The sequence below is a fragment of the Desulfomicrobium baculatum DSM 4028 genome (assembly GCF_000023225.1).
Lineage (GTDB): Bacteria > Desulfobacterota > Desulfovibrionia > Desulfovibrionales > Desulfomicrobiaceae > Desulfomicrobium > Desulfomicrobium baculatum.
This window is the reverse complement of record NC_013173.1, coordinates 2,272,805-2,294,209: the sequence shown is the minus strand read 5'-3', so window position 1 is coordinate 2,294,209 and position 21,405 is coordinate 2,272,805. Positions and strand designations below refer to the sequence as shown.

Sequence of the window (21,405 nt, the reverse complement as noted above, 5' to 3'; positions counted from 1 at the left end):
GACTATTTCTTGCGCACGGCGTTTTCAAGTTCTTCAAAGGTGGGGCGGGACGAACTGGGCACTGCGCGGCGGGCGGCCTCCAGCGCCAGGGCCGGAGCCCACCCGAGGGCAAAAGACATGATGGCGGTCTTGGCCACATTCAGGAGCGTGTGCTGGTCCCGGACCTGGTGTTCGACGTTGGTGGAGAACGGAGCGACGAAGCCGTAAGCCATCAGGATGCCGAAGAACGTTCCGACCAGGGCCGCTCCGATGTGCGCGCCCAGAACCTCCGGCGGTTCGTTGAGAGCGCCCATGGTGATGACCACGCCCAGAACGCAGGCCACGATGCCCAGAGCGGGCATGGAGTCAGCGAGCTTGTTGATGGAGCCGACGGCGATCATCTCCTCTTCGTGATGCGTTTCGATGTCGATATCCATGAGAGTTTCGAATTCATGAGGCTCCATGCCGGCCATGGCATAGGTCTTCACGTTGTCGCAGATGAAATCGAGCACGTGGTGGTTCTTGATGACAAAGGGGTATGGCGTGAAGATGCTGCTTTCCTTGGGTTTGTTGGCGTGGCTTTCAAGGGCGATGATGCCTTCGTGCTTGGCCAGGGTCAGCAGGTCGTAGAGGGTGCGCAGCAATTGGAGGTATTCGTCCTTGCCTGGCGCCTTGGCCGTGAAGGCGCTGGGAAGCCCTTCATCGTAAGCTTGATGACCTTCATCGGCGAGGCGACGAGGAAGGTGCCGATCGCCGCGCCGAGAATGATGACGAATTCCGCAGGCTGCCACAGAACGCTGAAGTTTCCGTGGGCCATGATGTAGCCGCCCGCAACACAGCCTATAACAACCAATAAGCCTATGATCGCAAACATTGCGTTGTAACTCGCTCCTGTCTTTGAATTGAAATTCGTCTTGAATCGTGGTGGCGGAATATCGCCACGGCAAGAAGTTTATCCACCTATCGAAAAAGAAGTGAAACGTCTAATCCCGAGATTCCGACTTTTTCCCGAAACGAACCAGGAAAACGCCGAAGGTTGCGGTTTCCCGGTCGTTTTTGTCACTCTTTCTGTCCGCGGATGGCCTTGGCCCGCTCAAGATATGCGCTGGCTGAAGCCGTGTCGCCAGCATCCTTCACGGTGAAAGCCAGCGCCTCCAGAGTGTCGGCCACAGAGGGAGACGATGGGCCGAACAGAGTTTCACGGATGGACAGGGCCTGCATGAGCAAGGTTCCGGCCTGATCCAGATCGCCGAGCTTGCGGTTCACCACTCCCAGATTATGCAGGAGCTGGGCTACATCCCCATGCTTTTGGCCTAGGCCTGCTTCGCTGATGACGAGCGCGCGTTCATAATCCGACCTGGCCTCGGCAAAGCGACCTTGGGCATAATGAACCGAGGCCAGGTTGCCAAGGGAAATTGCGATGTCGAGATGATCCGCCGGCAACGCCTGTTCTTGCAGGTGCAGCGCACGGGTGAGCATCTCTTCGGCTTCGTCGAACCGCCCCTGGCTTCGCATCAGGTTGCCCAGGGTCGCCAGGGGGAGGGCCATGCGCACGCCGTCCCTGCCGTACGCCGCCTCTCCGATGTTTACGGCCCTGCGCGCCATAGGTTCGGCGTCGGCGATCATGCCTTGGGCCATGAGGACTTCAGCCAGGCTGGTCAGGGTGACGGCCAGCCAGGGGTGATCAGGTCCCAGGGCCGCTTCCTTGATGCGCAGCGATCGTTCCAGCAGCTCCTGGGCCTGCGGATAGTTTTTGCGGGCCTGTTCTATTGCGGCCAGATTGTCGAGGGTGCGGGCGACCTGCGGATGACCGGGCCCCAGTTTGTTCTCCCTGATGGCCAGCGCCCGTCGCAGCAATGTGTCGCCCTGATCGAGAAGTCCTCTGCGAAGGTAGAGTTCGCCAAGGTTGTTCAGGGTTTCGGCAAGATCGGCGTTCTCGGATCCAAGTTCGGCCTCCCGGATTTCAAGCGCCCTGATGAACGCATCTTCCGCGTCGGAAGGCAGGTTCATGTCCACGTAAAGTTCTCCGAGATTGCTTAGGGTCGTGGCCACTTCCATGTGATTGGGACCCAGTACTTTTTCGCGCATGGCCAGGGCTCTTTCCAGCGGGTCCCTGGCTTCCTCGAACCTGCCCATGGCCGCGTACGTCACGCCGAGATTGTTCAGCGATGTAGCCAGGTCGGCGTTATCCCTGGGCATGAATCCCTGCGCCAGCGCGACTCCTTGCAGGGCCGCCGTCAAGGCCTGGTCATAGGAGCCTTTGGTGTGAAGCGCGATGAATTCCCTGTTCAGGGCCAGCCATTTATCCTGTGCCGCCGAGGAGTTTGCCTGATGGCCTGCGCAGGCCGGGATCACGAAAAGCAGCAGCAGTAGATGAAGTAATGGTTTCACGGAAAATCTCCGGTTGGTGTTCAAAGTGGGATTTCTATCCATGTCGCGCCGCAAGCACAATGCTCACATGTTCCCATGATGCGGTGCGGCGAGTCGCATTCAGACCTGATTGGGCACCACCGCGCTGACGATCCAGTCGATGGAGCGGCCGGTGCGCAATCCGGTGTCGATGATCCAGTCCGGAGGGACTCTCTCGTTTTTGCGTGCGTTGGAAATGGCTGCGGCGGATACATTGAGAAAAGATGCCAGCTCCCGGTCCGTGTGCGCGCCCGAGGCCAGCTTGAGCCGTTCGATGACCATGGTCGCCTTGCGCAAGCCCATCTGTTCGGTAATGTCGCGCACGACCACGTACATGCGAGGTTCGCCGTATATGGCATCGTGAAAGAGCAACCTGGCGAGGACGGTGGAGTAGTTTCCGGCCTGGTTGCGGATGCGGCATTCCAGGTGCTGTTCACGACGTTCGCGCAGGACAAGGTGCATGGCCTTTCGCACTGCGGGCAGATCATCGGCATGCAAGAGGTCGAGTACCGGCCGCATGTCGAGGGTGTAGGCGTCAAAGGTTTGTGGCCGTCCGTATATCGAAGGGTTCAACGTTTGGGCCGAGCGGCGCAGAATGCGGCCCTGGTCGTCGGTGACCACGACCACATCCTCCTCCCGGGCGCGCAGTTGCTCCATGAAGGCGTTTTCCTGCACGACCTTGGCGGAAATATCCTGGGCAATCCCCAGAAGACCGATGACCTCCTGGCGGTCGTCGTCGAAGATGGGGCGGCGGATGACCCTGTACCAGACCTGCGGATCAGTCAGATGAGGCACGGCGGGGTGCAGGAGCTCCTGCTTTTCTTCAAAGACCTTGAGAGCCGCCTCGATGGGAAAACGCGCCTGTTCGGGATTGAGAAAATCGTATTCGCTTTGACCGATGACTTCGGCGCGTTCGCGTTTGTAGGCCCTCAGATAGGCCTGATTGGCCGCGACGATGCGCAAGTCCCGTCCGCTGACCCAGGCCAGGTCGGGGAGGGCGTCGACGATACGCGTGAATTCCCCGGCCAGCTTGGAGGAAAAGGTGAAGGGGCGTTGCTGGAAGAATCCGCTGTAGGCAAGAAGCCGCCCGCTTGTGCCCCGTATGGATTCGGCGCTGTACCAGAGAGTCAGCGGGGAGCCATCCTTGCAGCGCAGGGTGACCGCTCCGTTTTCGACTTCGTTGCGCTCATTCAATTGATTGACGATGCGCTTGCGCGAGGCGGCAGTGTAATAGAATTGTCTTGCGGGCCTGCCGACAAGTTCGTCCCGCGAGTAGCCGCAGATGCTGCACAAGGCAGGGCTTGCGGCCTGGATGATGCCGTTTGGCAGGACGGTGAAACCCATTTCCTGGCCGGGGCCGGTAGCACGAAAGGTGCCCCATGCAAGCGTAATCGCGCCGTCAGTCGCCGGGATGCCGACGAATTTCCAGTTCACGTGGCGTGTCCCCGCGCCATCGGGGAGAATGACGCGTAACCGGGCCTCGCGCACAGGCGGGGTGTTGTCTGGCAGGTTCGAGAATTCTCCGGCCCGGCCTTGGTTCTGCAACTGTTCGATGATGTCCTCTGGAGCAAGGCTCTTGGGCGGAGCGCTTTGGATTTTGCGCACCGCCTCGTTGGCAAAGAGCACCGCGCCCGTCTGGTCAAGGATCAATGCCAGATCGCTCATGTCCTCAAGCCGAGGGGAGTAGAAATCCAAAAGGTCGTTTACTGTCATCGATTCACCGACGCTGTATGGCAAAAAGGGTGATTCATAAAAAATGAACTAAAAACGCACAATAGTTCATTGACGTTATATTTTTGCCTGCTACAGTATCGCGGCCCTGTCAACACTGGCGGGCCAAATCACAAGCGGGAGAAGAGAAATGCGAAGATGGATTTTTGTGCTGTGCGTTGTTCTTTATCCATTGCAGGCATGGGCCGCAGGCTATGGCGTCTATGAGTGGAGCGCCAGGGGCAACGCTCTGGGCGGGGCCATGGTGGCCCGGGACGGGGACCCTTCGTCCGTGGCCTACAATCCGGCCTGCATCACCGACGTACCGGGCAAGCAGATTCAGATCGGGGCCACGGCCATTGCACCTTCTGCGACCATGGATGTGAAATCGGATGCGGTGGAAGACATGGACTTCGCGGATTCGGTCTGGGCTTTGCCCACCATGTATTACACGCACCAGCTTTCGGACAACTACTGGTTCGGGCTGGGCATGTTCTCCCGGGTCGGACTGGGTACCGAGTACGAGGATGCCGATACCTGGGCGGGACGCTACAACTGCTCCCGCGCGGCCATCAAGTCCGTCTCCATCAATCCCAACATGGCCCTGAGGTTTTCCGACGCCTTTTCCCTGGCCGTGGGCGTGGAGGCGACATATCTGGATTTTGGATATGATATGACCTTTAAGGCTCCGGGTGTACCGAACTCCGATTACCTGCATGAAATATCCGCCGATGGATGGGGCTACGGCATGAATCTCGGAGCGCGTTACAAACCCTTCGACTGGCTTGCGTTCGGCCTCATGTGGCGCAGCGAAATCCAGCTGACGGTGCATGGCGATGGAGACTTTACGCAGAAGGGAACAGTGCCTCTTTCTTTCAAGAGCACGGATGTTACCGGCACCGAGCCCATTCCCGAGTCCGTGACCATGGGGGTGATGGTCAAGCCCATGGAGCGCCTTAGTCTGGAATTCGATGCGGTGTGGACCAGGTGGAGTTCCTACAAATCTTTGATCGTCAATTATGATGACCCGCAACCCGGATTCGGCGACAAGCTGGAAAGTACCAAAAATTGGCACAACACCTGGAGATTCCAGTTCGGCGCCGAGTACGCATTGACCGATAGCATCGATCTGCGCGCGGGCTACGTTTACGACCAGTCTCCGGTCAATGACGATTATGAGGATTATGCCGTGCCCTGTACGGACCGGCAGATTGTGACCCTGGGCACCGGCTGGAAGATAAACGAAGCCTGGGCCGTGGACGCGTCCTACGGCTATCTTTGGATGAAGGATCGAGATTATGAGGCCAGACCCAAAGCAGGCATCCTCGAACTGACCCGTGAAGACGCCAGTGCCCACATGGCGGGCTTGAGCGTGACGTATAAATTCTGACCGTCCGGTCAATCCGGTTTGGCACGAAACAAGGCCGCCGCGTCCGCAATGGGCGCGGCGGCCTTGTTTTTTATCCAGGGCGGCTCACTAAAACATGGCGGTTATTTTCTTGAGCTGATCAGTGACATCGGCCATGATCTCCTGGGTGTTCACCTTGGATACGTCGAGAGTGCTGCTTTCGAGCCAAAAGCCCTCGGGTGCGCCGGGAAGCGCCGCAAAACCAAGTTCCTGGGCAAGATGGCGGGCAAAGCGCAGCAGGGAATGCAAGGTGCGGCTGTGTGCGTCGAGGCTCGGTTCAGGCACATGGTAGGTTGAGATGATATCGGGCACAAAATCCGGAAAGCCCCAGCGCTTGATCAATTCCGCGCCCAGTTCAAAGTGATCGAATCCGTCGAAGAGCTCTTTTTCACGCGCATAGATTTCCGGCAACGGACGCGAGAGGTCTTCATGGATGAATTTTGCGAATGGCTCATAAAAATTGATGGCGAGCACCGGAATGCCGATGACGTGCATGAGGCCCAGGGGGTAGATCATGGAGACCATTTCCATGGGCAGGGCCTTTACCTGCGGGCATTCCTGGATAAGTCGCTGCATCGTCAGTGAAACGGCCAGATTCTGTTTCCAGATGGCGCGCAGGAGCTTGTTGATTTCCGCGTTGTCGGATCTGAATGCCGATTCGAGGACCACATGGAAGATGATTCGGCGAATTTCCTTCATGCCAAGTCGGTTCAGCGCAACCCGCAAATCCGAAATTTCCGCAATGCCGGCGAATAAAGGGGAATTGGCGCAGGCCAGGATGGAGCCAAATATGGCCGGGTCGAGTTCGACGGTCCGGGCGAAGGCTTCCATATCGGGGTTTGGGGAGTTGATCAGTCTCATCAGTTCCATTCCGACGGCTTTCACGCCCGGAATATTGAAATCGATGTGGGCAAGTCGTTTGACCGAGTGCATGATTGTATCCGGTGTTGAGGTTTATCGACGTGCATACCGATACAATGTCGGCGGCCGCGCATCAAGCATTGATGAAGGACGCAAGGGTCTGCTCCCAAAAAAAGCCTCCGGCCTGCATGCAGCGTGGACGATTGCCTCGGCCTACGCCTTGGACCATCCTCTGATGATGCCGCTTTCCGCAATGAATCCGGATGGCCGGAAGCGCTTGCGCTTAAAGGACGAAGAAACCTTCTGGTTGTTGGTTTTGGCCTTTTGAGGTAAGGCATCGGATAGAAATAATATTGCCGAAGAGGGACCATGACGTTTGCGCGACTCCTGATTCTTTTATTGGTGTTCACCATGACCGCCTGCACGGAGAACGAGTCCGTCGTGAAGGTGGACATGTCAAAGGTCGAAAGCGTCGCCCCGCTCGGGTCGACCTCGGCCATTACCTATGCCTATCTGCCCCAGTATTCCCACTCCGTGTCTTTTGAACGCCATCGCCGCCTGCTTGAATACCTGCGGCATAAGACCGGGCTGTCCCTGCGGCAGGTCTTTCCCAATACGTTCGCCGAACACATCAAGATGGTGGAACGCGGGGAGATAGACATCTCCTTCACCAATCCATTCGTTTACATATCCTTGGCCAGGCTTGGCTCCGAAGCCTTCGCACGCATTGTCGAGCCTGATGGAGGCGCCAATTTCCAGGGCCAGATCATCGTGCGCGCCGACAACCCCGCCATAAACAGCCTTGCGGACTGTCGAGGAAAACGAATCATCGCCGTTGACCCCAATTCCGCAGGGGGTTTTTTATATCCCCTTGGCCTCTTCTTCGACCATGGCATCACGCAAAAGGATTTTCAGGAATTCTCTTTCGCCACCGGAGCCGGCGGGAGGCAGGAGGCGGTAGTTCTGGCGGTGTATACGGGCGCCTACGATGTCGGCACCATCCGCAAGGGCACGCTTGATGTCGTGCGCGACAAGATAGATATGGAGCAGATTCGAGTACTGGCTGAAAGCCGTCCGTACCCGGGCTGGGTGTATTCCGTACGCAAAGGTTTCGACCCGGCCATCAAGGACAAGATCGCCCGTGCTTTGCTGGACCTCAGCATGAATCGGCGCGAGGATGCCACGGTCCTTGCCGCCGCTGGAATGATCGACATCATTTCGGCCCGCGACGAGGACTATGAACCTATCAGAAACCTGATGCGACGCTTGAATCTGAATGGGGATTTTCAGTGAAATCCTTTTTTGCCAGATTCAAATTCGAGACAAAGCTCAATCTGGGCATCATCGCCATCGTGCTTGGCATGGCGGCAGTCCTGTTGCCCGTTGTGTCCAAAATGACGTCCTCGGCTCTGGTGGCGGAGAACAAGCTGCGCGGGGCCGCCCTGGTCGAGAGCCTCGCCGCCCGCGCCGTGAATCCGCTTTTGGCCCAGGATTATCTGGTCCTTAGAAATCTGGTCAGCGAAATTGGCGATGTGGTTTATGCTTTTGTCCAGAACGCGGACAACCGGGTCGTCACCCACTCCTTCGTCAAGGGTTACCCCGTCGAATTGGTGGGGGCCAACAGCGTTGGCAGCGATGAACGGGTGCATGTCCAGCTCATCGATACGGGGCAGATATTCGTCTACGATTTCGCAGCGCCTATAATGGTCGCCGGAGAGCGTATCGGGACAGTACGGATCGGCCTGTCCAAGTCCCGCTTGAACGCAACCACCAAGCAATTCGTATCGGCCCTGGCGACCATGTTCGGCGGGGTGCTGCTTGCGGCCATGGCCCTGGGCAGCGTTTTTGCCCGCACAGTGACCCGCCGCCTGGCCAAGCTTCGCGCTCATGCCGAAGATCTGGTCACGGGGAGCCTCGACAACCTGTCCGTGTTACCGGGCGAGCATTTCTGCTGGGAAATCATGAATTGCACGGAGACAAGCTGTCCGGCCCATCATGACCGCGTACGTCGTTGCTGGCTGGTGCCGGACACGAAATGTGCCGGTCATGCCTGTATAATCGGGCCGAAGCCCTCAAGTTGCCGGGATTGTCCTGTTTTTCTGCAGAATGTGGGTGATGAAATTCAGGACCTGGCCGAATCGCTGGATTTTATGGCCTTTACCCTGCGCGACCACATCCGCGGCCTGCGCGAGGCCGAGCAGACTCTGACCAACCAGCAACGGCTTTTGTCCACGGTGCTGGACATGAACCCCGACCTCATTTCCCTGGTGGACACGCGCATGATTTATCAGACGTCCAACCGAGCTTTTGCGCAGAGCGTGGGGAAGACCGTGGCTGAAATCCGGGGGCTCAACGATTTTCACCTTTTTTCGGAGGAAGAGGCGGAGCGCAGAAATCTCGAAGGGCGGGAGGTGCTCATCACCGGTGAGCGCGTGGACAGGCAGGAGCGCGTCGATGGCCCGGGTGGGCGCAAATGGTTTCATGTGGTCCAGATTCCGGTGCACGACGAGTCGGGTCGCATTGTCAGCCTGTTGCGCATGGATCGGGATGTTACCGATATCAAGGAATATGAGCAGCAGCTTATCCAGGCGCAAAAAATGGAATCCATCGGCAAGCTGGCCGGAGGCGTGGCGCATGAGATCAACACTCCCCTTGGCATCATCCTCGGATATGCGCAGCTCCTGAAAGAGGATGTGCCCGCTGACGGCCAGATGAGTCAGGATCTGGCGGTCATCGAGAAACAGGCCAAGGTCTGCCGCAAGATCGTGGCCGACCTGCTGGGCTTTTCCCGCCAGGGCCAGACTGATAAGCGCGAGATGTGCTTCAATAATTCGGTCATGGAATCAGTAAGTCTGGTTCGACATTCCTTTGAAATGGACAGGGTGCGGATCGTGACCAGGCTTGATGACAGTTTTCCCATCATTTACGGAGACCCGGAAAAGTTGAAGCAGGTCTGGATCAATCTGCTCAACAACGCAAAAGATGCCATGCCCGAGAGCGGAGGCGTCATCGTCGTGGTCACCAAACTTAGGACGCCTCTTGGGATAGTGACGCTTGAGGTCGCTGACAGCGGCACCGGCATTGACGAAGTGTCTTTGAAGAAGATTTTTGATCCTTTCTACACCACCAAGGCGGTGGACAAGGGAACGGGGCTCGGGCTGTCCGTGTCCTTTGGCATCGTCAAGGATCATATGGGCGACATTCGCGCGGACAGCCCGTTGCCGGCGGATTTCGACCTTCCTCCTTTGCCGGAGGGGGCCGTGAAGGGACCGGGAACAATCTTTACTGTTGATATTCCCCTGGATCACGGATCCGAATATTAGGATCCGCGTTGACGAATTGTGCTGCGTAGCGGGCATAGATGAACGGCTTTGGCGATATTACTCCGCTGGCCAAGAATTTATCGTAAGGAGAGATGCATGGCATCGATTATTGTGTTGGATGATGTTTCCGATGCGGGCGTTCTGGTGAAAAGGATTCTGGAGCGCCAGGGACATCAGGTCACGGCGTTCACCGAAGAAGAGGAGGCCATCCGTCACGCGGCCAAAGGCGCTACGGATCTTGCGATTCTCGATATCAAGCTCAAAAGGATGACCGGGGTCGAGGTGCTGGCGGAGATGAAGAAGCTCGCCCCTCGGATCAAGGTCATCATGCTGACGGGCTACCCCACCTTGGAAACAGCCCGTGAATCCTTGAAGCTTGGAGCCAGCGAGTACTGCGTCAAGCCCATCGACAAGGAAGAGCTCGAATCCAAGGTCGCGGATGTTTTGCGGCAGGGTGCTGATCACCAGGATGAGGTCCCATGACCGCGTCCCGCCTGTTACGACACTGGTTCACCCGTCTGCTGGCTCCGAACAGGCTCATTCGTGAAAAATACGAACACTTCAAGGAGCTGTTGGACAGCGATGCCAAGGCCCTGGACCTGATCGCCGATCTTGAAGCGCCCATATACGGCTATGATCCGGCGGACGTGGCCCGGGTCAGATTCTTGACCGGACAGCTCGTGCAGGCTGTTCGCGACATGACAACCAGTCTCTATGACATGAACCCTCATGCGTACGCCAGTCTCCCGGAGGCGCTGGAGCGCATTGCGGCGGATATTTCCGTTCTGGTGACGCAGCCTCCGCTCGATTTTGCCCCCCCTTATGTGCTGACCCTGGATGAAGCCGCGGACCATCCTGACCAGGTCGGAGGAAAAGCCGCCAACCTGGCCATCGTCCGTCGCAATGGCGTAGCGACCCCTGCGGGATTTGTCATCACGGCCTCGGCTTTCGCCCGCTATCTGCGGGACAACGACCTTGAAAAGGAGATCGAGAAGCGTTTCGAGGACGTGTCCCTGTCCAATAATGACGCCATTGTCCGTGTAACCGGAGAATTGCAGGAACTTATCCTGGCGGCCAAAGTACCTGCGGATATCGCAGACGAGATCCTGCGGGCGGTGGAGAACATGAATCTTGAGGGCCGGCGTCTGGCCGTCCGTTCGAGCGCCTTGGCCGAGGACGGAAACATCTCCTTTGCCGGTCAATACGCCAGCGAGCTGGATGTTGAGCTGTCTGACGTGCTTGCCGCCTACAAGCGAGTTCTGGCCGGGAAATATTGCCCCCGGGCTTTGGCCTACAGGGTGCGACATGGCCTCACCGACAACAATACGGCCATGGCCGCCCTTGTTCTGCCCATGGTGGAGGCTTCGGCCGCAGGAGTTGTCTACACCTTCGATCCCGCATGCTCGGCGGTGGGCGGCAACGCAGTGGGGGTCTATGTGGTTGGCGGGCTGGCTGCGGATTTGGTGGATGGATCGGTGACCCCGGGCAAGCATTACCTGACCCGGGAGCCCGAGCCGTCCATCTTGATGGGCTGTGTCTGTGAAAGCTCAGCGGCCATCCCCGACCAGGTCCTCTGCGAGCTCGGCAAAAAGGCCATGCATCTTGAAAAAGTTTTCGGACAGCCTCAGGATGTGGAATGGGCCTTCGGGCCGGACGGGCTCACGATCCTGCAGTCCAGACCCTTGCAGCAGGAACAGGACAGGGAGGCTTTTTCCGCAGAAGAAATCGCTACCGCGATGGAACTGGTTTCAGAGCTGGATTGCGCGTCTCCGGGGGCTGCCTGCGGCCCGGTCCATCATGTTTCATCCGGAGCCGATTTTCGCGGAATTCCCAAGGGGTCGGTAGTGGTGACCAGCACGCTGCGCCCTGCGCTCTCGCAGTTTCTGGATCGCATTGCCGCCATCGTGGCGGGTAACGGAAGCAGAGCCAGCCACCTGGCCTCAGTGGCCCGTGAGCGACGGGTGCCTGTGGTCGTGGGATGCGAGCCCGGCATCCTGGAGGAGGGCGCGGTCGTCACGGTGGATGCGGCGGCAGGGAAAATTTTCGACCGCTGCTTGCCGAGCATCATGGCGCGCAACGAGGAGGCCGAGAAGACTCACGCCCAGGTCCGGGCCGAAAACCAGGAGCTGGCTTCATGCACGGTGCGTCTCAGCCTTTTGGACCCCGAGGATGAAAATTTCACGCCGGAGGGGTGTCGATCGCTGCATGACCTGGTCCGGTTTTGTCATGAAAAGAGCGTCGCTGAAATGTTTTCTCTGGTCGACAGGGGCGGGAGGGGGCTTGGCAAATCCAGGCGGCTGGAGACGACCCTTCCGCTGGTCATGTATGTGCTCGATCTGGGAGGCGGGCTTGCAGACAGCGCAGCAGAAAAAGGTCCGGTGGATGTGGGCGCGCTGTCCTGCATTCCGCTTCGCGCGCTGTGGTCCGGACTGGCCGATGAGCGCGTGGCCTGGGATGAAAGTCAGCTGCACGTTGATTGGGAGGCCTTTGACCGGGTCAGCGCGGGAATTTTCAGCAAGGATTCACGGATTCTTGCCAGCTACTCGATTATTGCCTCGGAGTACATGCACTTGAACATCCGCTTCGGGTATCATTTTTCCATTGTGGATGCCCTTTGTGGAGATTTGCCGGGTGCGAACTACATCAAATTCCGTTTTAAAGGCGGCGGCGCCGCCCTGCCGCAACGCATGCACCGGCTGATCTTTGTGCGCCAGGTCCTGGAATATTTCGGTTACGAAACAACCATCAAGGGCGACATGCTCGATGCATCGTACATGCGCATGCCCGCGGCCGAGACCGCTCATGCCCTGGAGGTCTTGGGCCTGGTTTTGGCGGTGACGCGGCTCATGGATGTGAAGCTTGCAGATTCGGCCGAGGCCAAGAGTGAGGCGTCCCTTTTTCTGCAGCGATTTTTTCCGGAGGAAAGAGCATGAGCCGTAGCGCCTATTCCGCAACCTGGGTCACGGATCAGCTCGCAGTCGGGGCGGCTCCCATGAGCTATGAGCAGCTTGATTGCCTGCGCGCTGAGGGCATTGGAGCGATCCTCAATCTGTGCGGTGAATTTTGCGATCTGCACGACATCGAGTGCGCCGCCGGCTTTGAAGTGTATCACATGCCCCTTGCCGACGAAGAGGCCCCGGAACTGGCTGAATTGGAAAAGGCGCTGGCCTGGCTCGATGAAGCCATCTACCTGGGCAAGAAGGTGCTCATACATTGCCGTCATGGAATCGGGCGGACCGGAACGGTGCTCAACGCGTACCTGCTGCGCAGGGGTTTGGGGCACCGCCTTGCCTGGTTCAAGTTGAGAACGCTCAGATCCAAGCCCGCCAATTTCTCGCAGTGGTGGACAATCCGGAAATATGGAAAGCAAAGCCCGAAGCTCACTGTGCGCGAGCCTTCTCTGGAAATGCACAAGGCCGTTGATCTGAGTCCATTCTTTCGTGATTACGAAGCGCTGCAGGCCAGGGTTGATGACGAGACGCGCGATATCGCCTCCAAATGCGGACGCGATCATGACAAGTGTTGCAGCACGCCGATCAAATTATCGATGATCGAGGCTGTGTATCTGACCCAAAGGATGAACGTCGGACTGACCAGCGAAAAACGCTTGGAGGTCATCGCCAGGGCCGTGGAGACCGCGCGCAGGGAACGTCTTGCCGACAGTCAGGTTTCGGCCGAAGCGTATTGTTTGTCCGACGCCAGCGCGAGGTGCCCCTTGCTGGAGAATGGAAAATGCATTCTTTTTGCCGGACGACCGCTGCGATGCCGTTTTTTCGGGTTGGATGAAGAGAGGGCCGGCGGGTTATGGGAAACAGCTCTCGACCCGGCGCTCGGCAATCTGTCTCTTGAATTGTGGCTTGCCTTTGCCGGAGGAATTGCCCGGGGCTCCTTGCCGCTTTTCGCCCTGGCCGACGTGGTTTCGGGGAAGTATGTGCAGACCTTGTTTCACTTGATGGTGCGCTCGCAGTGACGTATGCGTTTTTTTACGATCATGGACTGTGTGCCTGTATTCAATAAATTTCGAGTTCAACATGGCGGGTCAATATGAATGATACCATAAAGGGAATAATTGCGCAGTTCGTGGAGGCGACGACCTCTGTTTTGAAGACGATGGCGATGACCGATGTCAAGGTGGGTACTCCTTTTGTCAAGCAGCATGCCGGCGCTCAAGGGGATGTAACGGGCGTGATTGGATTTTCCAATCCCAAAGGCAAGAGCAGGGGGACCATGTCCCTGACCTTCACCACGGCGTCGGCATTGGGTATTGTCAGCGCGATGCTTTACGAGGAGCAGTCCGAAATAAACGATGTTGTCACTGACGCTGTCGGCGAACTGACAAACATGATCTCCGGACAGGCCCGTAAAGGCTTGGTCGGCATGGGCATGATTTTCGAGGGGGCGATACCCTCTGTGATCACTGGGGCCGGACATATAATCAGGCATGTTTCAACAAGCGCCATTTTGGCAATCCCTTTTGAAACGCAGCATGGCGCTCTTATGGTGGAAGTCTGCTTTAGTTGATGCCAAATAGAGTCTTCGTCTTGAAGAAGGTGCTCCATGTCTTTTTATACCGCCTGAAAAGAACGGCCTCGTCCTGACGGGCGCAAGTCCGCCTACCCCTGCAGGTCAGGACAGGCGCTCGGGAATGACTTGCAGCGGAATTTTTCGAAATTGATGCCCTGGCTATGTCATTGGCCGCGCTGATGCCGTTTTTTGGCGGTTGCGTGATCAATAATCTTTTACTATCCCCAAACCCCGCGAGGGGTTTTATTTTTTTGATCGAGGAGAAAAGTATGAAACGCAGAGTATATTTTATTGAAGGCGACGGGATTGGACGGGAAGTTTGGGCGGCCGGTCGTCCTGTTCTCGACAGAGCCGTCGAATTGGCTTTTGGAGACGGCCGCGGTTTTGAATGGGTTGAACTGTTGGCAGGCAAGAAAGCTTTTGAGGCAACAGGCTCCTATCTTCCGCAAGAGACCCTGGACACGTTGAAGACGGCTGATCTGGCCATGAAGGGACCACTTGAGACGCCGGTCGGCAAGGGCTTTCGCAGCCTGAATGTGACCATGCGCCAGACGCTGGATTTGTTTGCCTGTATCCGGCCCATTCAGTATTTCAAGGGGATTGAAAGTCCGGTCAAGCATCCTGAACGCGTCAACATGGTTATTTTTCGCGAGAATACCGAAGATGTGTACGCAGGAATTGAATGGCAGGCAGGCAGTCCTGAAGCCAGAAAGCTCATTAGTTTCCTGAGGGACGAAATGGGCGCGAACGTGGATGAGCAAAGCGGCATAGGTATCAAGCCGATGACGGCAAAGGGCTCCAAAAGACTTATTCGCAAAGCGATTCAATTTGCCCTGGATCAGAGACGTGAAAGCGTGACCATGGCCCACAAGGGCAATATCATGAAGTTCACGGAAGGCGCCTTTCGCAACTGGGGTTATGAGCTTGCCGCGGAGGAGTTTTCCGGGGTGGTGGTTCGCGAGGGGGAGGAGTGTTGTCCTCCTGGCCGGGTTGTGCTGCAGGACCGCATCGCCGACGCCATGTTTCAAGAGGTGCTGATCAGGCCGGAGAAATACGATGTCATCGCCACGCCGAACTTGAACGGTGATTATCTTTCCGATGCCCTCGCCGCCCAGGTCGGTGGACTTGGATTGGCTCCGGGTGTGAACATGAGCAGCGACTTGGCCTTTTTCGAGCCCACGCACGGGACCGCTCCGACAATCGAAGGAAAAGATCTCGCCAATCCCGGCAGTTTGATTCTTTCCGGGGCGTTGATGCTTGAGCACGTGGGTTGGAACGAAGCCGCCAGAAAAATACGCAGCGCGGTTGAACTGGCCATTTCCGAGGGCCGAGTGACGGTTGATCTTGCAGGTCAGATGGCCAAAGCGAAGCAGGTGGGATGTGCCGAGTTCGGTCAGATTTTACTTGCCAATCTTGAAAAGGTCTAATGGGAAAGAGTGATTGGTGTTTGCTTACGGAAAAATGCAATTCCCGCGAACGCGCGCCTTGGATGGGGAGACGGGCTAGTACCCGTCAGGTCGAGTCCCGTGCTTTCCGGAACGTGGAAAGCAGGATTTCCTTTTTCTGAGGATGACGACTTCTCGCTACGCGAGAGCTGGTGATGAGCTCCTTTTTATGACAATCGCTGCTCAAAGGTTTTTCTGATCGCTAAGTGGATAGCCGTGAGCTTGTTTTAAAAAAGTATTTATGGTTTGAATTTTTCACTATCGTTCATTTTTACCGATCTGTTTGTAGGGCGCCACAGTAACTTCGTATCGCGTGGATGCTTTTTTTATCGGATCAGCATTGTTTGATTCCCGCAGGCCCGTTTCTTTCATAAGAATCGGGCTTTTTTTTGCCGAATTGACGTCTCACTGTCCCCGTAGGCAAGAACTCGGGTTTATTGTTCGACCTGCTGAAAGGATGAGGGACCAGGGTAAAAATGAGAATTTTGAGGCGCGAAAGCTTTTGCCGCTATCTTTTAAACCACGGCAAGAAGTTTAATTGCTCGTTATTTGGTCAGATCGATACGTATCGGTGAAAATTTCAGATGGAGTTATGGCGTTGACTTCTGCGCAGGTAGACAGAATGAGTTTTGTTTGTGTCGATGGATTAAGTTTCAAAAGGCAGAAAGTCGATTATGCTGCTCACTGTTTTTCAACGCATTATTTCTTGCATGGGCTGAATGTTTTGTGTTAATAAATTAACTATCGACGAGTAAATGCAGGGTTTTGAGTGGAGAAAAAAATCGTTGAGGATATAACACTGTGAAAAAATTAGGTTTATTTTCTAAGAAAAATGCCGGTGTCGGTTTGGATCTTGGAAGCGAATGGCTGAAAATGGTAAAGATTCGGCCGGGAAAAGGTGATTTTATTTTGGAGAGCATTGCCAGAAGCCCATGGCAGCCTGGTGATCTTGATAATAATTCGGCAACAGCAAAGAAGATCGCAGGTCTTTGGTCGCAGCTTCTGCTAAAGGACCAAGTGGTCGCTTCCTCTATGGCGGGACATGCGGTTATAGTTAAGCGTGTCACTTTTGAGTCTGATTCACCCAAGACTTTGGGAGACACGGTCCACAAAGATGCTCGTCAGTACATTCCTTTCGATATCAACGATGTTTACCTCGACTTTCAAGTTCTGGGCCCCGGGGCAAAAGAAAAGAGTTATGACGTTCTGCTTGTGGCCAGCAAAAAGAAGGTTGTGCAGAACTTGAGCGATGTGATCACCCAGTCTGGATTGTCCCTCTCGGTGATAGACGTCGATTCTTTTGCGATATGTAATAGCTTTGAGTATAACTACCCAGAATTGCAGGAAAAGCCTGTTTATCTCCTTGATATTGGCGGTGCGCAAAGCGTTTTTTGCATTTATCATAATGGACAGCCGGTTTTTTTGCGAGAAGTATCGTTTGGCGGTCGGGTTGTAACTGAAGCCCTTGCCTCCATTCTCAATTTGAAAAGAATGGAAGCGGAGCGTATTAAGTTGGGTGGCAAGGATGATCTTGATGAAAAGAACGCCAAGGCTATTGCGGACGCCGTGAACAAGACTTTCAAGAATTGGTGTGACGAATTGAAGCGTTTGATAGGATTTTATCATTCATCTTCGAGCAATGTTGTGCCTGCGGAGTCCCTTTATCTGTCTGGTGGTGGCGCGTTGCTCGGCGGACTGAAAGATGTCTTCCAGAAAGAACTCGATCTGGATGTTCAATATCACAACCCGTTCCGTAAAATTTTTGTCGACAGGAATTCTTTTCAGAAAGAATATCTTGAAGAAATAGGTCCGCAAATGGTTGTTCCTTTTGGCCTTGCCTTGAGAGCAATTTAATATTGGAAGCCAGCTATGATCAAAATTAATTTACTTCCTCAGCAAAAGCGAACTAAAACAACAAACATTGAAAAAAGTTTTGTTTTTTTCGTGTTAGGGGTCCTGTTGGTGCTGGGATCCGTTTTTGCCGTAGACTACTTTTTTTCTTCTCAACTAGCGGAATTGAATGCGTCAGTATCTAAAAAAACGCAGACAAAGACGCTTTTGGAAAAAGAAGTAGCAAAGGTGAATCAAACCATACAAGAACTTCAGGATATCGATGGAAGGATCAAGATCATCAAGCAAGTTCGCCTTCGCCAAGGATTGCCGGTCAAATATATTGATGAGGTCGTCATCAATATTCCGCAGAATAAATTATGGTTTGAAAAATTCAATGTTGACGCCAATGGCAACATTGCCCTCAGCGGAGTCGCATTGGATAATCAGGCTTTTGTGAGCTTCGTTGAACGGCTTCGTCTGTCGAAATATATTGCCAGTGTGGACACGCGAAGGACCTCTCGTCGCGAAATTGACGGGCTTGGCCTGGTTTCCTTCGAATGTTCTGTCAAGGCCCAGGAGTATTTCGAGAACATAAGTACGAATGGAACAACAAATGGATAAATCTACAGTTTCCAAAAAATTTGCTGAATTGTCATCCCTGCAGTTGTTGTTGATACTGCTCGGTTTGGCTGGTTTGGTTTATGGGGCGTATTGGTACTTTATCCTTGATGGCAAATTGGCTCAGATTGCAAAGGCCGAGCAGACCATCGAAAAACTCGACAAGGATATCGCCCTTTATCGCGCCCAAGTAGCCAAACTACCCGAGTTGGAGCGTAATTTATCCTTGCGGAAAAAAGAACTTTATTATGCCAAGACCTTGCTCCCTGAGGATGCCAGGGCACTTGAGATGCTCCTTTCTTCATTTGAGAAATTGGGCCGAGACGAAAATGTGGAGTTTATTTTGTTTCAGCCTGGTGCCGAGCAAATACAGGAATTTTACGCAACGCGTTCGGTTCAACTGCAAATAAGCGGGACATTTCATCGCCTTGTCACCTATTTTGATCGCCTTTCGCGTCTTGATCGGCTTGTAACCATTCAGAATATCACTTTTTCGCCTGTTTCGGATTTTTCTCCGACGGAAAAGTATCTGAACACCAGTCTTGTTCTTCAGGTCTACAGGGCTCTTACAGAGGCCGAAATCAAGGCTCGTGAAGCGCAAAAATCACAAAATAAGAAAAAAAAGTGAATGAGACGCCATGAAAGTACACATTTGGACCCTGACAGTTTTGTTTTTCTTATGTGGGACTGTCTATGCCGCCGAGGGTACGACGGATACGCCCGGTCAGGAATTTCCGGACTGGATAACGCCACAACAGCCCCCGTATGACGCGAAGGGTAAAATAGACCCGTTCGTATCTTTCGTGAAGATTCGCGAATACGAGCTCATGCAAGCCGCCAAAAAAGCCAAAATTGAAAAGAAGGCGGCCACCCCGCTGGAAACAGTGGATGTCCGCAGCTTAAAGCTCATCGGGATTATCAACAAAGAGGGCGGAAATTCCATGGCGATGGTTGAATTGCCGGATGGCAAAGGGTATTTGATTCGCCCTGGGATGACTATAGGATTGTATGATGGCGTCGTTACTTCTATCGGGAATGAAGTTCTTGTCGTCGAGGAAGATGTCATTGATGTTTTTGGTGAAGCTAAAAAGCGATTAATTAATTTAAGATTGCGGCAAGAGAAGGAGTAGAGTGCTATGAAGATCTTCAGAGCGATATCTGGATTTTTATTTTTAGGTTGTATCGTTGTGCTGACTTCTTGCGCAACGCACTCTAAGCCTGCTAATATGGAAACAGGTGATGCAGCTGGCCTTTCTGTTCAAGATTTGCAAACAGTGGTGGTTTCTGAAGCGTTAGGCAAAACAATCATCGATATTCCACTGGATGCCAATGCGCAAATTTATGCTGATCACGATGCTAATGACAATATAAAAGTTTCATTCACTCCGCCGGTTACTGATTTTGAACTACCGGCAAGTGTTACAGCGCTTGTCTCTGATATTAAAAAAGATATGGATGGAGAAAGGGTTGCCTCTTTGAATATTGTTTTGAATGAGAACAGTAAATTTCTTTTATCGAAACAATCTGACACCCTTGGACGCCTGATGTTGGTAGCAGACGAAGCGATATCTCCACAGCTTCCATCGAACTACATTACGTCTCTGAATTTCAAACCTAAAAATGATTCTTTGCAGGTCGTCACTTATTCGAGTTTGCCTTTTGAAGTGACCCCTGGGCAAGATGGAGATTTCAAACTTACGTTCCGCAAAGTGCAATTTCAGGATTCGTTGCTGAAAAAATATGATGTGACAAAGCTTGGATCATCAATTGATTACGTCACCGCGCTTAACGGTAATGATGGCAACGCCTATCTTTCATTCGCCGGCGCAAAAAATCCCGCTTTGTCCGTTCTGCGTAAAGGAGACGAAACACATATCTTGATCAAGGGGAAAGGCACTCAGGTGGCTCAAGCCGATAGTGCCGTCGCCGAAGCTGCTGGAGCCGGAGACGCGATTGCTGAAAATGCGAGCGAAATTCAAGAGCTCAATACCCTTTTTCCAGGCATGAAAGAGCGTTATACTGGTGAGAGGATATCTATTGATTTACAGGACGCTGATGTTGAACATGTATTGCGTCTTATTTCTGAAATCAGCGGCTACAATTTGATTCTTGATGATGATATTTCAGGGAAAATCTCTCTTAAGCTTGTCGATATTCCTTGGGATCAGGCTCTTGATCTGGTACTTTTGCAAAGAGGTCTGGGCATGGTCATAAAGGGCAACATCATGCGCATCGCTTCGACCACCAAACTTGAAGCAGAACGCGTTCAGCTGCAGAAAGCCCGCGAGGCCGCCATTCAGGCGCAGGTCAGCATGCAGAATCTTGCTCCGCTGAAGACTGAATACATGCAAATCAATTATAACACCGCCGCCGAGTTTGAAGGCAAGGTCAAGACGATGTTGACCGGTCGCGGTTCCGTTTCTTCGGATCCGCGTACGAACATTCTGATTGTAACCGACACTGAAGACACCTTGAAGCGGGTGGACAGTTTCATCAAGAAACTGGATCGCGCTGAACGACAGGTTATGATCGAGGCCCGGCTTGTCTACGCTACGGATGAATTTCAGAGAAGTCTTGGGGTCAAATGGGGTACGTCTTATGCTACGGAAACGGCAGCAAACCTTCCGAGTGAGCAATGGCGCGGCACTTTTGCTTCCACGGGCCTTAATGCAATCAATACTGTCAATGGAATCACCCTTGGCGGGACAATAGGTAAATTTTTGGGCGAAGACTTGTTTGCGCTGGATGCCGCACTGCAACTCGGTGAAGCCAACAATCTGGTTAAAACGATTTCCTCTCCTCGAATTCTGACGCTCAACAACAACAGAGCTGAGATACAACAGGGCACCAAGCTTGCCACCGCGACTGAATCCGAGAGTGGTGGCACCACGACCGAGTACGAGGAAGCTGTTTTAAAAATTTCAGTCCTTCCTCAGATAACTCCGGATAACAAGCTTATTCTGGATCTGGAGATAAGTGACGATAGCCCCAAGAGTGACGGGCGTGATATCGACACAAAGCAGACCAAAACTAAAATGATGGTTAGTGATCGCGAGACCATTGTTATCGGCGGTGTGCAAAAAACCACGGAAACCAGCAATACGAACCAGATACCCGGTTTGGGTGATGTGCCTGGCCTTGGCTGGCTCTTCAAGAACACCTACGATGCCAAGTCCAAAGCTGAACTGCTCATATTCATTCAGCCTCGTATCATGTAGTTTCTCTCTCTGCGCATAGAAAAGAGAAAGGCCGCTAGTTGACTAGCGGCCTTTCTCTTTTCTATGCTGTGTGATTT

General features: G+C 54.1%; 19 protein-coding genes. 14 read left to right on the top strand and 5 right to left on the bottom strand.

Annotation, left to right across the window (positions count from 1 at the left end; genetic code table 11):
* Nucleotides 1–2: 2 nt before the first annotated feature.
* The 4 genes from DBAC_RS19960 to DBAC_RS09995 form a co-directional block, all read right to left on the bottom strand.
* A complete protein-coding gene (locus DBAC_RS19960; RefSeq protein WP_323740364.1) occupies nt 3–416 on the bottom strand; it encodes a MotA/TolQ/ExbB proton channel family protein in 414 nt (137 codons plus the stop codon).
* A 179-nt stretch (nt 417–595) separates the two neighbouring features.
* Nucleotides 596–796 (bottom strand): motility-associated protein, encoded by a 201-nt coding sequence (locus DBAC_RS19955; protein ID WP_323740363.1) that lies wholly within the window; start codon nt 794–796, stop codon nt 596–598.
* A gap of 242 nt (nt 797–1,038) precedes the next feature.
* A complete protein-coding gene (locus tag DBAC_RS10000; RefSeq protein WP_015774174.1) occupies nt 1,039–2,370 on the bottom strand; it encodes a tetratricopeptide repeat protein in 1,332 nt (443 codons plus the stop codon).
* Nucleotides 2,371–2,469: 99 nt separating this feature from the next.
* Nucleotides 2,470–4,101 (bottom strand): PAS domain-containing protein, encoded by a 1,632-nt coding sequence (locus DBAC_RS09995; protein ID WP_015774173.1) that lies wholly within the window; start codon nt 4,099–4,101, stop codon nt 2,470–2,472.
* A gap of 148 nt (nt 4,102–4,249) precedes the next feature.
* On the opposite strand from DBAC_RS09995, the gene DBAC_RS09990 reads away from it, so the two are divergent.
* Nucleotides 4,250–5,488 (top strand): OmpP1/FadL family transporter, encoded by a 1,239-nt coding sequence (locus tag DBAC_RS09990; RefSeq protein ID WP_015774172.1) that lies wholly within the window; start codon nt 4,250–4,252, stop codon nt 5,486–5,488.
* A gap of 87 nt (nt 5,489–5,575) precedes the next feature.
* Here DBAC_RS09990 and DBAC_RS09985 read toward each other — a convergent pair whose 3' ends face one another.
* Nucleotides 5,576–6,439, bottom strand: a complete 864-nt coding sequence (locus DBAC_RS09985; protein ID WP_015774171.1) for an HDOD domain-containing protein — start codon at nt 6,437–6,439, stop codon at nt 5,576–5,578.
* On the opposite strand from DBAC_RS09985, the gene DBAC_RS09980 reads away from it, so the two are divergent.
* The 13 genes from DBAC_RS09980 (at nt 6,438) to DBAC_RS09920 (ending at nt 21,328) form a co-directional block, all read left to right on the top strand.
* Nucleotides 6,438–6,695, top strand: a complete 258-nt coding sequence (locus DBAC_RS09980) for a hypothetical protein (protein ID WP_043810811.1) — start codon at nt 6,438–6,440, stop codon at nt 6,693–6,695. The genes DBAC_RS09985 and DBAC_RS09980 overlap by 2 nt on opposite strands.
* 41 nt (nt 6,696–6,736) lie before the next feature.
* Nucleotides 6,737–7,660, top strand: coding sequence for a phosphate/phosphite/phosphonate ABC transporter substrate-binding protein (locus DBAC_RS09975; protein ID WP_015774170.1), 924 nt, complete (start codon nt 6,737–6,739; stop codon nt 7,658–7,660).
* Nucleotides 7,657–9,690: an ATP-binding protein gene (locus DBAC_RS09970; protein WP_015774169.1), complete on the top strand. Its 2,034-nt coding sequence runs from the start codon at nt 7,657–7,659 to the stop codon at nt 9,688–9,690. Before DBAC_RS09975 ends, DBAC_RS09970 begins: the two co-directional genes overlap by 4 nt.
* 96 nt (nt 9,691–9,786) lie before the next feature.
* Nucleotides 9,787–10,173: a response regulator gene (locus DBAC_RS09965; RefSeq protein ID WP_015774168.1), complete on the top strand. Its 387-nt coding sequence runs from the start codon at nt 9,787–9,789 to the stop codon at nt 10,171–10,173.
* Nucleotides 10,170–12,623 (top strand): PEP/pyruvate-binding domain-containing protein, encoded by a 2,454-nt coding sequence (locus DBAC_RS09960; RefSeq protein ID WP_015774167.1) that lies wholly within the window; start codon nt 10,170–10,172, stop codon nt 12,621–12,623. The genes DBAC_RS09965 and DBAC_RS09960 overlap by 4 nt, the downstream gene beginning before the upstream one ends.
* Nucleotides 12,620–13,660 (top strand): protein-tyrosine phosphatase family protein, encoded by a 1,041-nt coding sequence (locus DBAC_RS09955; protein WP_015774166.1) that lies wholly within the window; start codon nt 12,620–12,622, stop codon nt 13,658–13,660. Before DBAC_RS09960 ends, DBAC_RS09955 begins: the two co-directional genes overlap by 4 nt.
* A gap of 74 nt (nt 13,661–13,734) precedes the next feature.
* Nucleotides 13,735–14,211 carry a chemotaxis protein CheX gene (locus DBAC_RS09950; protein ID WP_015774165.1) on the top strand — a complete coding sequence of 159 codons (477 nt, stop codon included), beginning with the start codon at nt 13,735–13,737 and terminating at the stop codon, nt 14,209–14,211.
* 272 nt (nt 14,212–14,483) lie between these two features.
* Nucleotides 14,484–15,641, top strand: a complete 1,158-nt coding sequence (gene icd, locus DBAC_RS09945; protein ID WP_015774164.1) for an NADP-dependent isocitrate dehydrogenase — start codon at nt 14,484–14,486, stop codon at nt 15,639–15,641.
* 819 nt (nt 15,642–16,460) lie between these two features.
* On the top strand, nt 16,461–17,513 hold the full coding sequence (gene pilM, locus DBAC_RS09940; RefSeq protein WP_015774163.1) for a type IV pilus assembly protein PilM: 1,053 nt from the start codon (nt 16,461–16,463) through the stop codon (nt 17,511–17,513).
* Nucleotides 17,514–17,528: 15 nt separating this feature from the next.
* A complete protein-coding gene (locus tag DBAC_RS09935) occupies nt 17,529–18,113 on the top strand; it encodes a PilN domain-containing protein (protein ID WP_015774162.1) in 585 nt (194 codons plus the stop codon).
* Nucleotides 18,106–18,738: a type IV pilus inner membrane component PilO gene (locus tag DBAC_RS09930; protein WP_015774161.1), complete on the top strand. Its 633-nt coding sequence runs from the start codon at nt 18,106–18,108 to the stop codon at nt 18,736–18,738. Before DBAC_RS09935 ends, DBAC_RS09930 begins: the two co-directional genes overlap by 8 nt.
* Before the next feature lie 10 nt (nt 18,739–18,748).
* Nucleotides 18,749–19,240: a pilus assembly protein PilP gene (locus DBAC_RS09925; protein WP_015774160.1), complete on the top strand. Its 492-nt coding sequence runs from the start codon at nt 18,749–18,751 to the stop codon at nt 19,238–19,240.
* A 6-nt stretch (nt 19,241–19,246) separates the two neighbouring features.
* A complete protein-coding gene (locus DBAC_RS09920; protein WP_015774159.1) occupies nt 19,247–21,328 on the top strand; it encodes a type IV pilus secretin PilQ in 2,082 nt (693 codons plus the stop codon).
* The last annotated feature ends 77 nt before the right edge of the window (nt 21,329–21,405 follow it).

Coding starts and splice junctions, on each gene's coding strand:
- DBAC_RS09925 (WP_015774160.1), top strand. CDS start 18,749: ATGAAAGTACACATTTGGACCCTGACAGTTTTGTTTTTCTTATGTGGG.
- DBAC_RS09935 (WP_015774162.1), top strand. CDS start 17,529: ATGATCAAAATTAATTTACTTCCTCAGCAAAAGCGAACTAAAACAACA.
- DBAC_RS09965 (WP_015774168.1), top strand. CDS start 9,787: ATGGCATCGATTATTGTGTTGGATGATGTTTCCGATGCGGGCGTTCTG.
- DBAC_RS09955 (WP_015774166.1), top strand. CDS start 12,620: ATGAGCCGTAGCGCCTATTCCGCAACCTGGGTCACGGATCAGCTCGCA.
- icd (WP_015774164.1), top strand. CDS start 14,484: ATGAAACGCAGAGTATATTTTATTGAAGGCGACGGGATTGGACGGGAA.
- DBAC_RS09950 (WP_015774165.1), top strand. CDS start 13,735: ATGAATGATACCATAAAGGGAATAATTGCGCAGTTCGTGGAGGCGACG.
- DBAC_RS19960 (WP_323740364.1), bottom strand. CDS start 416: ATGGATATCGACATCGAAACGCATCACGAAGAGGAGATGATCGCCGTC.
- DBAC_RS19955 (WP_323740363.1), bottom strand. CDS start 796: ATGGCCCACGGAAACTTCAGCGTTCTGTGGCAGCCTGCGGAATTCGTC.
- DBAC_RS09985 (WP_015774171.1), bottom strand. CDS start 6,439: ATGCACTCGGTCAAACGACTTGCCCACATCGATTTCAATATTCCGGGC.
- DBAC_RS09975 (WP_015774170.1), top strand. CDS start 6,737: ATGACGTTTGCGCGACTCCTGATTCTTTTATTGGTGTTCACCATGACC.
- DBAC_RS09980 (WP_043810811.1), top strand. CDS start 6,438: ATGATTGTATCCGGTGTTGAGGTTTATCGACGTGCATACCGATACAAT.
- DBAC_RS09930 (WP_015774161.1), top strand. CDS start 18,106: ATGGATAAATCTACAGTTTCCAAAAAATTTGCTGAATTGTCATCCCTG.
- DBAC_RS09960 (WP_015774167.1), top strand. CDS start 10,170: ATGACCGCGTCCCGCCTGTTACGACACTGGTTCACCCGTCTGCTGGCT.
- DBAC_RS09995 (WP_015774173.1), bottom strand. CDS start 4,101: ATGACAGTAAACGACCTTTTGGATTTCTACTCCCCTCGGCTTGAGGAC.
- DBAC_RS09920 (WP_015774159.1), top strand. CDS start 19,247: ATGAAGATCTTCAGAGCGATATCTGGATTTTTATTTTTAGGTTGTATC.
- DBAC_RS09990 (WP_015774172.1), top strand. CDS start 4,250: ATGCGAAGATGGATTTTTGTGCTGTGCGTTGTTCTTTATCCATTGCAG.